At 75.0% G+C, this 12,480-nt stretch carries 7 protein-coding genes; 6 read left to right on the forward strand and 1 reads right to left on the reverse strand.

Features of this window, described 5'->3' with window-relative positions; translation table 11 throughout:
• The first annotated feature begins 102 nt into the window (after positions 1-102).
• Positions 103-2,679 carry an alpha-glucan family phosphorylase gene (gene glgP / locus ACO229_RS26430; RefSeq protein WP_423463260.1) on the forward strand — a complete coding sequence of 859 codons (2,577 nt, stop codon included), beginning with the start codon at positions 103-105 and terminating at the stop codon, positions 2,677-2,679.
• Between the two features lie 246 nt (positions 2,680-2,925).
• Here glgP and ACO229_RS26435 read toward each other — a convergent pair whose 3' ends face one another.
• Positions 2,926-3,225: a DUF6725 family protein gene (locus tag ACO229_RS26435; protein ID WP_423463261.1), complete on the reverse strand. Its 300-nt coding sequence runs from the start codon at positions 3,223-3,225 to the stop codon at positions 2,926-2,928.
• Positions 3,226-3,363: 138 nt separating this feature from the next.
• On the opposite strand from ACO229_RS26435, the gene fdxA reads away from it, so the two are divergent.
• The 5 genes from fdxA (at position 3,364) to ACO229_RS26460 (ending at position 12,475) form a co-directional block, all read left to right on the forward strand.
• A complete protein-coding gene (gene fdxA / locus ACO229_RS26440; RefSeq protein ID WP_020017584.1) occupies positions 3,364-3,681 on the forward strand; it encodes a ferredoxin in 318 nt (105 codons plus the stop codon).
• 10 nt (positions 3,682-3,691) lie between these two features.
• Complete coding sequence (gene dapC / locus ACO229_RS26445) at positions 3,692-4,804, forward strand: succinyldiaminopimelate transaminase (protein ID WP_423463262.1); 1,113 nt, start codon at positions 3,692-3,694, stop codon at positions 4,802-4,804.
• A 115-nt stretch (positions 4,805-4,919) separates the two neighbouring features.
• Entirely contained in the window at positions 4,920-6,227 is a 1,308-nt protein-coding gene (locus tag ACO229_RS26450) for a citrate synthase (RefSeq protein ID WP_397415095.1), read from the forward strand.
• A gap of 165 nt (positions 6,228-6,392) precedes the next feature.
• On the forward strand, positions 6,393-9,641 hold the full coding sequence (locus tag ACO229_RS26455; RefSeq protein ID WP_423463263.1) for an FtsX-like permease family protein: 3,249 nt from the start codon (positions 6,393-6,395) through the stop codon (positions 9,639-9,641).
• On the forward strand, positions 9,641-12,475 hold the full coding sequence (locus ACO229_RS26460) for an FtsX-like permease family protein (protein ID WP_423463264.1): 2,835 nt from the start codon (positions 9,641-9,643) through the stop codon (positions 12,473-12,475). Before ACO229_RS26455 ends, ACO229_RS26460 begins: the two co-directional genes overlap by 1 nt.
• The last annotated feature ends 5 nt before the right edge of the window (positions 12,476-12,480 follow it).

The following is a 12,480-nucleotide window of genomic DNA, read 5'->3' on the forward strand; positions in this document are numbered from 1 at the left end:
CGCCTGCGGGGCACGCCGAGGTCCGGTGAACGTCGTCGGACGGGTCGGTGAAGCCCTCGGCAACAGGTGTGCTCGCCCCGAGGAGTGCGTAGTGTTCTGCCGGTGAGAGCGATCCGCAGATTCACCGTCCGCACGGTCCTCCCCGAGCAGCTCGCGGCGCTCGACGAGCTGGCCCAGAACCTCCGCTGGTCCTGGCACGCGCCCACGCGCGAGCTGTTCGCGAGCATCGACCCGGACCTCTGGTCCGACGTCCGCGGGGATCCCGTGGCACTGCTCGCGGCCCTCGGCTCCGAGCGGCTGGAGGCGCTCGCGGCCTCCGAGGAGTTCACGGGCCGCGTGCGCGCGGCGTCCGACGACCTGCACCGCTACCTGCACGACCCGCGGTGGTACCAGCAGCAGCCCTCGGGCGCCGGGCTGCCGCGGGCGATCGCCTACTTCTCGCCCGAGTTCGGCATCACCTCGGTGCTGCCGCAGTACTCCGGCGGTCTCGGCATCCTGGCGGGCGACCACCTCAAGAGCGCGTCCGACATGGGCGTGCCCATCGTGGGGGTGGGCCTGCTGTACGGCGCCGGGTACTTCCGGCAGTCGCTCACCCGGGACGCCTGGCAGGTGGAGACCTACCCGCTGCTCGACCCGGACGGTCTGCCGCTCGCGGTGCTGCGCGAGGACGACGGCACGCCCGCCGTCATCTCGCTCGACCTGCCCGGGGGCCGCACGCTCCACGCGCACGTGTGGGTGGCCGCCGTCGGCCGGGTGCCGCTGCTGCTGCTCGACTCGAACGTGCCGGAGAACGACGACGCGGCGCGCAAGGTGACCGACCGCCTGTACGGCGGCGGCGGCGAGCACCGTCTGCAGCAGGAGCTCCTGCTCGGCGTGGGCGGCGTGCGCGCGCTGCGTGCCTGGTCGCGCCTGACGGGGGCGCCCGAGCCGGAGGTCTACCACACCAACGAGGGCCACGCCGGCTTCCTCGGGGTCGAGCGGATCCGTGAGCTGGTCGGTGCCGGGCTCAGCGTCGGCGAGGCCCACGAGGCGGTCCGCGCGGCCACGGTCTTCACCACGCACACGCCGGTGCCGGCAGGCATCGACCGGTTCCCCAAGGAGCTGGTCAGCGCGTACTTCGGCGGCGACAACGAGATGCCCGGCGTGCCGACCCAGACCGTGCTCGCGCTCGGCTCGGAGGACTACGACGGCGGCGACCCCACCGTGTTCAACATGGCCGTGATGGGCCTGCGGCTGGGCGGTCGCGCGAACGGCGTCTCGCTGCTGCACGGCCAGGTCTCCCGCGAGATGTTCGAGGGCCTGTGGCCCGGGTTCGACGCGCGCGAGGTGCCCATCACGTCCGTCACCAACGGCGTGCACTCACCCACCTGGGTGGCGCCGCGGCTGGCCGCCGTCGAGGCGGAGCGGCTGGGCCTGGACGAGATCACGGCGCCCGAGGCGTCGGGCGGCTGGCTGGACGCGGGCCGCGTGTCCGACGCCGAGCTGTGGGCTCTGCGCGGTGAGATGCGTGCCGAGCTCGTGGCGGAGGCACGGCGCCGGGTGCGCAAGTCCTGGCGCGAGCGCGGGGCGTCCCCGGCCGAGCTCGGCTGGGTCGACGACGTGCTGTCGCCCGACGTGCTCACCATCGGCTTCGCCCGCCGTGTGCCCACGTACAAGCGGCTCACGCTCATGCTGCGCGACCCGGAGCGGCTCAAGGCGCTCCTGCTGCACCCCGAGCGCCCGGTCCAGCTCATCGTGGCCGGCAAGTCGCACCCGGCCGACGACTCGGGCAAGCGGCTCATCCAGCAGCTCGTCCGGTTCGCCGACGACCCCGAGGTGCGGCACCGCATCGTCTTCCTGCCGAACTACGACATCGGCATGGCGCAGTCGCTGTACCCGGGCTGCGACGTCTGGCTGAACAACCCGCTGCGGCCCCTGGAGGCGTCGGGCACGTCCGGCATGAAGTCGGCGCTCAACGGCGGGCTGAACCTCTCCATCGAGGACGGCTGGTGGGCCGAGTGGTACGACGGCGAGAACGGCTGGGGCATCCCCACGGCCGACGGCGTCGAGGACGCCGACCGCCGCGACGACCTGGAGGCCGCCGCGCTGTACGACCTCGTGGAGTCGCAGGTGGCGCCCGCCTTCTACGACCGCACCGACGGCGTGCCGGGCCGCTGGCTGGAGATGGTGCGGCACACGCTGGCCACCCTGGGCCCCAAGGTCCAGGCCACGCGCATGGTCTCGGAGTACGTGCACGGGCTGTACGCCCCGGCCGCCGAGGCGGGCCGGGCGCTCGCCGCCGACGGGTTCGCCGCCGCCAAGGACCTCGCGGGCTGGAAGGCCCACGTGCGCGGCTCGTGGTCGCAGGTGCGCGTGGACCACGTCGAGTCGGCGGGCATCGGCGAAGCCGTCCGGGTGGGCGACCGTCTCACGGTGCGGGCGTACGTCTCGCTCGGCTCCCTGTCGCCCGACGACGTGGACGTGCAGGTGGTCCACGGGCGGGTGACCGAGGCCGACGTGATCGACGAGTTCACCGCCGAGCCCCTGGCCCTCGCCGAGTCCTACGAGGCCGGGCGGCACGCGTTCGGCGGCGAGGTCGAGCTGGAGACGTCGGGCCCGTTCGGCTACACGGTGCGCATCGTGCCGAGGCACCGGCACCTGACGAGCGTCGCGGAGCTGGGGCTGGTGGCCAACGCCTGAGCGGCGGGGGCTTGGGCCGTGGGGCTGTGGCTTCGGTGAGCTCCGCCTCGGGGCGGCTGCGTCGGTCGGTTGCTTGGCCTCGGGGCTGTGGCGTCGGTCGGTTGCTTGGCCTCGGGGCTGCTGCTTCGGTCAGTTGCTCGGCCTCGGGACTCGACTTCGGTCGCTTGCCTCCAGATCGGTCCTCTGATTGACCGAACTCGAGGCAAGGGACCGAAGTCGATCCGCGTCGCGGGCAGATGATCGAGGTCAGGTCTCCCGCGGGCGGCGGGTGGGCCGCGGGGGGATCGGCTTGGCGGCTGCTATCTCCGCCGCGGCCACCTCCACCTCCGTCGGTTCGGCGCGTCCGGGTACCGGGTCGGTGCGCAGGCGCAGCCCCGTGTCCGAGACCTCGACGACGAATCCGATCAGGTCGGTCCAACGGTGGGCCGAGCCGCCGTCGGACACGACCGGCCCGGCGGGTGGCAGGCGGCGTCGGACCACCACCCGCGTACCGGGCCGCAGGGCGCGCCAGCCACCCGCGGCGTCCGGCGGTGTAGCGAATGTCACGTGCGTTCTCTTTCCGGTGCGTGAGACCGGTCGGGATCTGCGGGTCTCCCGGGAGATACTAGGATCGCGCGGCAGGGCCGCCCACGCGGCCCGCGCAGTGCATGCCCCCCAGTCCGGAAGTGGAAGGACACCCTCGAAGTGACCTACGTGATCGCTCAGCCGTGCGTCGACGTCAAGGACCGGGCGTGCATCGAGGAGTGTCCCGTGGACTGCATCTACGAGGGCAGCCGCTCCCTCTACATCCACCCGGACGAGTGCGTGGACTGCGGCGCCTGCGAGCCGGTCTGCCCGGTCGAGGCCATCTACTACGAGGACGACGTCCCCGACGAGTGGAAGGACTACTACCGCGCGAACGTGGAGTTCTTCGACGACCTGGGCTCGCCCGGCGGCGCCGCGAAGATGGGCGTCATCGAGAAGGACGACCCGATGATCGCGGCCCTCCCGCCGCAGGCCTGACCTCGCACGCATGGGCCTGCACGACATCTCCGACCTGCCCTTCGCCTGGGACTCGCTCGACGACCTCACGGCGACGGCGAAGGCCCACCCCGGCGGCCTGATCAACCTCTCCATGGGTACGCCCGTGGACCCGACGCCGGACGTCGTGCGGCATGCGCTGGAGGCGGCGTCGAACGCGCCGGGCTACCCGCTGACGGCGGGGACGCCGGCGCTGCGGCAGGCGGTCGCGGACTGGTTCGCCCGGCGCCGTGGCGTGCCGGGCCTCGACCCCGCCGCCGTGGTGCCGACCATCGGCTCCAAGGAGCTCGTGGGCCTGCTGCCCGCCCTGCTGCACCTGGGCCCCGGTGACGTGGTGGTGCACCCGGCTGTGGCCTATCCGACCTACGTGGCGGGCATCCGGGCCGCCGGCGCCACGCCGCTCGCAGCCCACGACGTGGCCGACTGGGCTGGTCGCGACGACGTGCGCATGGTGTGGGTCAACTCACCCGGCAACCCGACGGGCCGCGTGCTCGACGTCGCGGCGCTGCGTGCCGTGGTCGAGGCGGCGCGGGCGATCGGCGCCGTGGTCGTCTCGGACGAGTGCTATGCCGAGCTGGCGTGGGACACGCCGTCGGGCAGCGTCCCGTCGATCCTGGACCCGCGCGTGTGCGGGGGATCGCACGAGGGTCTGCTGGCGGCGTACTCCCTGTCCAAGCAGTCCAACATCGCGGGCTACCGGGCGGCGTTCCTGGCGGGCGACCGTGCCCTGGTGACCGATCTCACGCAGACCCGCAAGCACCTGGGCCTCATCGTGCCCGCTCCGGTGCAGGCCGCGATGACGGCGGCCCTGTCGGACGACGAGCACGTCGCCGTTCAGCGCGACCTCTACGGGGCCCGGCGGGAGGCGCTGGCCGCGGCCGTCGTCGCGGCGGGGCTCGTCGTCGACGACTCGGAGGCCGGCCTGTACCTGTGGGTGGCCGCCCCGGACGGCCGATCCGGGCTCCAGGTCGCACAATGGTTCGCGGAGCGTGGCCTCCTCACCACGCCCGGGTACCTCTACGGCGACGACCGGCACACGCGCGTGGCACTGACCTCGACTGACGCGCAGATTGCCGATGCTGTGTCGCGCCTCACACAGGCTTGACCGACGGATTGGAAAAACGAGAGCTGGGCACGATACTGTCGTGGCCCCAGGTCGACGCTGCCCCGACTGCTTTCTTCGCCGCAGTGTCCCTCGTGCGCTCTTCAGGAAGGAAGACATGACCTCCACACCGGTGGACGGCTCGAGCCGCGTCGAGCTCGCCGTCAACGGAACCACTCACCCCCTGCCTGTCGTCGCCGCGAGCGAGGGCAACGACGGCATCGTGGTGTCGTCGCTGCTCAAGGACACGGGCCTGGTCACGGTCGATCCAGGTTTCATGAACACGGCGTCGTGCGAGTCGACGATCACCTACATCGACGGTGACGCCGGCATCCTGCGCTACCGCGGGTACCCCATCGACCAGCTCGCCTCGGGCTCGACCTTCCTCGAGGTCGCGTACCTGCTCATCTACGGCGAGCTGCCGAGCGCGGCCGACCTGGACTCCTTCACCGAGCGGGTCAACCGGCACACCCTGGTGCACGAGGACTTCCGCACGTTCATGGGAACGTTCCCCCGCAACGCGCACCCGATGGCGGTGCTGGCCTCTGCGGTGAACGCGCTGTCCACGTTCTACCCGGAGTCGCTCGACCCGACCGACGACGAGCAGGTCGACCTGGCCACCGTGCTGCTGCTGGCCAAGACCCGGACCATCACGTCCTACCTGCACCGGCGCCGCGTGGGCGAGCCGCTGCTGTACCCGGACTACTCGCGGGGCTACGTCGAGGACTTCCTGCGGATGACGTTCGCGACGCCGTACGAGGCCTACGAGGCCGACCCGGTGGTCGTGGACGCGCTGGAGAAGCTGCTGGTGCTGCACGCGGACCACGAGCAGAACTGCTCCACGTCCACGGTGCGCGTGGTCGGCTCGTCGAACGCGACGCTGTACGCGTCGGTGGCCGCGGGCGTCAACGCCCTGTCGGGCCCGGCGCACGGCGGGGCCAACGAGGCCGTGCTGACCATGCTGGAGAAGATCCGCTCGGGCGGCGAGACCGTCGAGACCTTCATGAACAAGGTCAAGAACAAGCAGGACGGCGTGCGCCTGATGGGCTTCGGCCACCGCGTGTACAAGTCCTACGACCCGCGCGCGGCGATCGTGAAGAAGTCGGCCGACGAGGTGCTCGACAAGCTCGGCGCCAAGGACGAGCTGCTCGACATCGCGCGCGGCCTGGAGGAGATCGCCCTCTCGGACGACTACTTCGTGGAGCGCAAGCTCTACCCGAACGTCGACTTCTACACGGGCCTCATCTACAAGGCCATGGGCTTCGAGCCGGCGATGTTCACGCCGCTGTTCGCGCTGGGCCGCATGCCCGGCTGGATCGCCCAGTGGCGCGAGATGATCAAGGACCCGCAGACCAAGATCGGCCGCCCGCGCCAGGTCTACACGGGTGCCACGGAGCGTCCGTACGTGCCGGTGGCGTCGCGCTAGTCCGCCTCTTCCGGGCCCCCGCCAGGCGAGGAGGTCCCGAGACCGCCGGGTCCCGGGACGTCCTCGCCGGACGGGGGCCCGCGTCGTGGCCGGCGTGACCCGATCGTTGCCCGCGGCGCCGGCTTTTTCGTCGTCCGTGTCACCGGCCCCGGCTAGTTTGGGCCCGTGAGTCGAGCCACCCTCCTAGCCCGCCGGTCGACGGCGCACCGCGGGCTGCTCGCGCTCGTCTGGCTGCTGGTCGCGGTCCTGACCGGGGCGCTGGGCGTGACGGTCGGCTGGACGCAGGCCGCCGCCACCGCGAGCGCCCGGGACGGGCTGCAGGCCGCCGAGCCGTCCGGTCGTGCGCTCCAGCTCTCCACCCGTCTCGCGGACGACGACGAGGCGGCCGCGCAGGACGCCCGCGTCCGGGAGGTGCTCGCCGGCCTGCTGGAGAGCGTGCCGCACCACGTCGCCTATGACGTGCGGACCGAGCCCCAGTACACGCGGGGCGCCGACGGCCGGGACCTGGGCCGCTGGTCGCTCGCCCTGCTGCCCGCCGCCACCCGGGACGCCGCCCTGGCCGGTGCGGGCGCCGACGGCGTCACGCTGGTCGACGGCGCCTGGCCCGCCGCGGCGGACGAGGCGGCGGTGCAGGCGGACGCCGCACAGGCCGCCGGGCTGGCCGTCGGGGACACGCTGCGCGTGGGTGTCGACCCGGACGAGCCGTCGACCACCGGGACGCCCGTCACCGTCGCGGCGACGTGGCGCGTGACCGACCCGGACGACGCCGTCTGGCTCGGCGACCCCGCCGTGCTCACCGGGACGGACGGGGCCTACCCCGGTCCCGTCGTGGTGAGCGAGCAGGTCGTCGCGGGCCTGGACACCGACCCGTTCGCGCGCTGGACCGTGGTGCCCGACGTCGCCGCGCTCACCCCCGCGCACCTGCCCGCCCTGGCGCGGCTCACCGGCCAGGCACAGGGCGTCCTGGGCGAGGACTCCGACGTCGCGCCCCGTGGGCTGACCGTCGCGGGCACCCTGGAGGTGACGGCCACCGACCTCGCGGACGCCCTGCGCGCGGCGGACGCCGTCGCCCTGGTGCCGCTGTGCCTGCTGGCGCTCGTCGGGCTGGTGGCCCTGGTGCAGGTCGCGCGGCTCCTGGCCGCCACCCGCGAGGGCGAGGTGTCGTTGCTCGTCTCCCGCGGGGCCGCGCCGGGCACGGTCACGGCGGCGGCGACCGTCGAGGGCGTGCTGCTGGCGCTGACCGCCGCGGCGGCGGGCGGCGCGGCCGCGTGGGTGGCCCTGCTGCTCGTGGCCCGGGCGGACGCCGGTGCGGCGGTCTCCCTGGCGACGCCGCTGGTCGTCGCCCTGGTCGTGGCGGTCGCGGCGTCGCTGGTGCTGGTGCTCGTCGCGGCGCTCCAGGCCCAGGCGGCGGTGCGGCGGCAGGTGACCGACCGGTCGGGCCGGGTACGTCAGGTGGCCGCCCTGGGCACGGTCGTGCTGACGGTGGCCGCCGCCGCGGTGAGCCTGACGCAGCTTCTGCGGTACGGCTCCCCGCTGGTCACGACTCCCGGCGGCGCGATCACCGATCCGGCGGCGGCCGCCGCCCCGGCCCTCGTCCTGGCCGCGCTCGCGGTGGTGGCGATGGCGGTGCTCGGACCCGCCACGCGGCTGTGGGCCGGTCTGGCGGGGCGGTCGCGGGGCGTCGTCGGCCCGCTGGCCGCGCGGCAGGTGGCCCGGCGGATCGTGGTCTACGTGGTGCCCGTGGTCCTGCTCGTCCTGGCCGGCGGGTCGGCCGGCCTGGCCGGCGGGTACACGGGGACCGCCGAACGCCTGCGCGCCGACGTCGACGTGCTGGCGGTCGGTGCCGACGTGCGCGTGACCGCGCCGGAGAGCGGCCGTCTCGATGCCGCGCCGTACCTGCCGGGTGGCTCGGGCCCCGGTGACTCGGCCGTCGCGTCGGCGCCCGCGCTGTCCGCCACCGCGTACGCCGACAGCAAGCCGGTCACCCTGCTCGCGCTGCCCGCCGCCGCGTTGCCGCAGGTGGTCCGGGCTCCGGGCGGCGTGCTCGACGTGCAGCGGCTGGCCACGGACCTGTCGATCGACGCCTTCGCCGACGCACCGGCGCTGCCGGACGGCGTCCACGACGTCACCCTCACCGTGCGCGGCAGCATCCGGCCGCTCGACGGCTGGACCGAGCAGCCCGGACCGCCGCACGAGCTCGACGCGGCGCTCGTGCTCGCCACGTCCGACGGGACGCTCGCCACGGTCCCGCTCGGGCAGCTGACCGCGGGCGACGGGACCGCCGGCACCCTGGGCGAGGCCGAGACCGAGCACGCGCTGACCGGCGACGTCCCGCCCGCGCCCGCGGGGCAGGCGTGGCGCGTGGCCGGCCTGGACCTGGACACGCGGCCCGGCTGGTCCGCGGCGGAGCTGACCCTGTCGGTGGCCGGCCTGGTGGCGGACGGGACACCCGTGACGGACGCCGCGTGGACGCCGTCGGAGACCCTCGACGGTGCGGGCCTGGAGCTGAGCCCGGACGCGCCGACCGGGACCGCGGAGCTGACCATGCCGCTCGGCGGCGCCGCGACCGGCGCGAGCCGCCTGCGCCTCCTGACCACGCCTGACCCCGGACCGGTGCCCCTGCTCGCCTCGACCTCCCTGACGGACACGCTGGGCATCGCGCCCGGCGACACGTTCGAGCTGACCCTGGGCGGCACTCGGCTGCCGGTGGTCGCGGCGGCGTCGGCGGGCACGGTGCCCGGGGCGCTCGACCCGTACGCCGCGCTGCTGGACCGAGGTGCGCTGGCCACCCTGCTCGTGCGCGACGTGAGCGACCCGCTGCTGACCAGCGAGGTCTGGCTCGCCGCCGGACCGCCGGGCGGCCCCGCACCCGCGGCCGCCGTGACCCGACTGGCCGACGAGGCGACGGCCGAGGCCGGCAGGTCCGCGGGCCGCGAGCAGGCCGGCGTCCTGACCTCCGGTTCCGGGGCCGCGGACGCCGCCGTACCGGTGCGCGTCTCGTTCTGGCTCGCTGCCGCCGGTGCGACGGTGCTGGCCCTGGCCGGCGTGCTCGCGGTGGCCGTCGCCACCCTGCGCGAGCGGCGTGGTGAGGTGGTCGTGCTGCGTGCCGTCGGGCTCGGTCCCGTCGCCCAGGCCCGGTCGCGGGTCACGGAGCTGGTGACGGTCGGCCTGGCGGCGCTCGTCGTGGGCGCCGTCGCGGGCTGGGCCGTGGCGCGCCTGCTGGCCGGGGGCCTCGCCGCCGCGACCCTCACCGGCATCGGCACGGCCCCGCCCGCCCGGTTCGTCCTCGAGACGACCGGGACCGCTCTGGTGCTGGCGGCCGCCGTGGCCGGGCTCGTGCTGGTCGCGACCGGCGTGGGCGCGCGCGTGGCCGCACAGGCTCGTGACACCACCTACCGCGAGGAGGTCCGCTGATGGGGGCACTGTCCGGGCTGGGCCTGCTCGCGCGGCGCCAGCTACGCACCTCCTGGGGTGCGACGGCGACGCTCGGCCTGGTCGCGTTCCTCGCGGCGGGTGTGCTCTCGACGGCACCCCGGGCCGTCTCGGCGATGCACGCCGACCAGGTGGTCTACGAGACGGCCGCGGCGTCGGGACCGGCGCGTGACGTGATCTCCGTGGTCGGGGCCGTCCCCGGTCAGCCGATGAGCGGCATGTTCTACGACCCGGGCCAGGCCGGGTCCGGTGTGCCGGACGAGCCGGACTGGGCGCCCTTCACCGAGAACCTGGACGCGGTGCGTGCCGAGACGCCCGAGCCGTTGCGTTCGGCGATGGGGGCCCCGCGCTTCCACGTCACCTCGGCGGACGCCGCCTACACCCGCCCGGTGCCCCGGTCGGAGCTGGCCGAGGCGAAGGTCTTCCTCCGTGCCGCGACCGACCTCGACGAGCACGCCGAGCTCGTCGAGGGACGCTGGCCGGCCGCCACCGCGGAACCCGTCGTCGACGGCGAGGACCAGCCCTTGGGACAGCCCACCCGCCCAGCCCCGCCGGTCGAGGTGGTGGTCTCGCGCGCCGTGGCCGACACCTACGGCTGGGAGCTGGGCGGCCGGTACGACAACCTCGCCGGCGTCGGAGTGGTCGCCCTGGCCGACCGCTACCCGTCGCTCGTGGTGACGGGCATCTTCGATGCCGGCGACCCGGACGCCGACTACTGGCTGCACCACGCCCTCGCGGCTCGGGCGTCCGTCGTCGCCGACCCCAACCGCGGGCTGCTCGGCACGGCCACGGCCTACGTGAACCCGGCCATGATCACACCGGTCACGCTCGGCATGGCCGAGACCCGGGTGTGGTACCCGGTGGACACCGACGGCGTGACCGCCGCCGCCGTGCCGGAGCTCCTGGCGCAGGTCAACGGCCAGTCGGCGCAGACGTTCCTCGTGCCGGCCGGCCCGGACGACCCGGCGCCCCTCCAGCTGCGGCCCGCGAGCCGGCTGGGCGAGATCCTGGAGCGCCTGCTCGCGCAGCGCACCGGCGTCGACGCCATCGTGGCCGTCCTCGCCGTCGGGCCGCTCGGGGCCACGCTCGCCGTGCTCGCCCTGGGGGCGCGGCTCGTCGTGGACCGGCGGCGCCCGGCGCTCGCCCTGCTGCGGGCGCGCGGTGCCTCCGGCACGCAGCTCCGCCTGCTCATGGGCGGCGAGGGGCTCGTCGTGGGTCTCGGCTGCGCCGCCCTCGGGTTCGCGGCCGGGCTGGCCATCACGACGGCCGCGGGCATGACCTCGCCCGTCACGGTGAGCCAGGTGGGGCTCGCGCTCGCGGCGGGACTCGCACCCGCGCTCGCCCTCGCGCTGGCGACCTCGCCCGCGGGCCTGCGCCCGACCCGGAGCGATCTCGCGCCGCGCTCCCGCAGCCGGGTGCGCTGGGTGCTGGAGCTGCTCGTGGTCGCCGGGGCCGTGCTGGCCACCTGGCTGCTGCTGTCCCGGGGCGTCGTCGCGGGAGCGGGCGGCGGTTCCGGCGTCGACCCGCTGGTCGCGGCGGCCCCGCTCCTGGTGTCCCTCGCGCTCACCCTGCTCGCGGTGCGGGCCTACCCGTGGCTGGCCCTCGCGGTCGAGCGGGCGCTCGCGCCGCGTCGCGACCTGGTCCCGTTCCTGGGCGCGGCACGAGCCACGCGCGACCCGGCGGGCGGGCCGGTACCGGCGGTCGCCCTCGTGCTGGCCGTGGCGGTCGCCGCCACCTCGGCGGTGCTGTACTCCACCGTCTCGGGCGGGATCGTCCGCGAGGCATGGCGCGCGACCGGGGCCGACCTGCGGGTCTCCGGTCCCATCGTCGACGAGGCCGGCGCCGGCCAGATCGCCGCGCTCGACGGCGTCGACGCGGTCACTCCCGTCGCCGACGTGGGTGACGCCGTGCTGCAGGGCGAGGGGTCGGCGCCCCGCGCGCGGGTGTACACGGTGGACGCGGAACGGCTCGCGCAGGTCCAGCAGGACGTCGCGGGCAGTCCTGAGACGCTCGCGGCGCTCACCGGGCCGGACGGCCCGGACGCAGCGGTACCCGTCATCCTCACCCGTGGTGCCGCCGGCCCCGGCGTCGCGCCGGGGACCACGGGGATCACGCTGGCGACCCAGGAGAGGAGCGTGCCCGTCAAGGTGGTCGACGTGGTCGACGAGCTGCCCGGCCTGCCCGCCGGCCGCGCGCTGGTGCTCGCCGACACCGAGCGTCTGGAGCTGGGCACCGGCGACAGCTCCTTCGCCCGCCTCGCGCTGGTCGGCCTGTCCGACGACACCGACCGCGCGGCCGTGACCGCCGAGATCTCGCGGTTGCTGCCGTCGGCAGTGGTCGAGGACCCGGACCAGGAGGCCGACGCCCTGCGCGCGGCCCCGGTCTCGGCCGGGCTGGTGGCCGCGTTCGTGCTGGCCGTGGTGCTGGCGGCCCTGCTCTGCGTGGCCGCGGTCGTGATGACCCTGATGCTCGCGGCCCCGGCGCGGGCCCGGTTGCTCGCCGTGCTGCAGACGCTCGGCATGTCGTCGCGCCAGGGGCGCGGGCTCGTGGGGTGGGAGATCGGGCCGTGGGCCGTGATCGCGCTCCTGGTGGGCGCGGTGCTCGGGGTGGCGGTGCCGTCGCTCGTGCTGGCGGCGGTGGACGTCACCGCCCTGACCGGCGGGGTGACCCAGCCGAGGCCGGAGTACGACCCGGTGCTGCTCGGCGCGGCGGCCGCGGGCTTCCTTGTCGCCGTGCTGGCCGCGGTCGGTGTCGCCGCCGCGCTCGGCCGGCGCGGCGAGGTGGCGGCCCAGCTCCGGATGGGAAGCAATGACTGAGGAGG

It is taken from the genome of Promicromonospora sp. MS192, from assembly GCF_049532985.1.
In the GTDB taxonomy this organism is placed as follows: domain Bacteria; phylum Actinomycetota; class Actinomycetes; order Actinomycetales; family Cellulomonadaceae; genus Promicromonospora.

Bases quoted from the DNA above. Each gene is read 5' to 3' on its own strand.
- ACO229_RS26460 (WP_423463264.1), top strand. From the start codon at position 9,641: ATGGGGGCACTGTCCGGGCTGGGCCTGCTCGCGCGGCGCCAGCTACGC.
- dapC (WP_423463262.1), top strand. From the start codon at position 3,692: ATGGGCCTGCACGACATCTCCGACCTGCCCTTCGCCTGGGACTCGCTC.
- ACO229_RS26450 (WP_397415095.1), top strand. From the start codon at position 4,920: ATGACCTCCACACCGGTGGACGGCTCGAGCCGCGTCGAGCTCGCCGTC.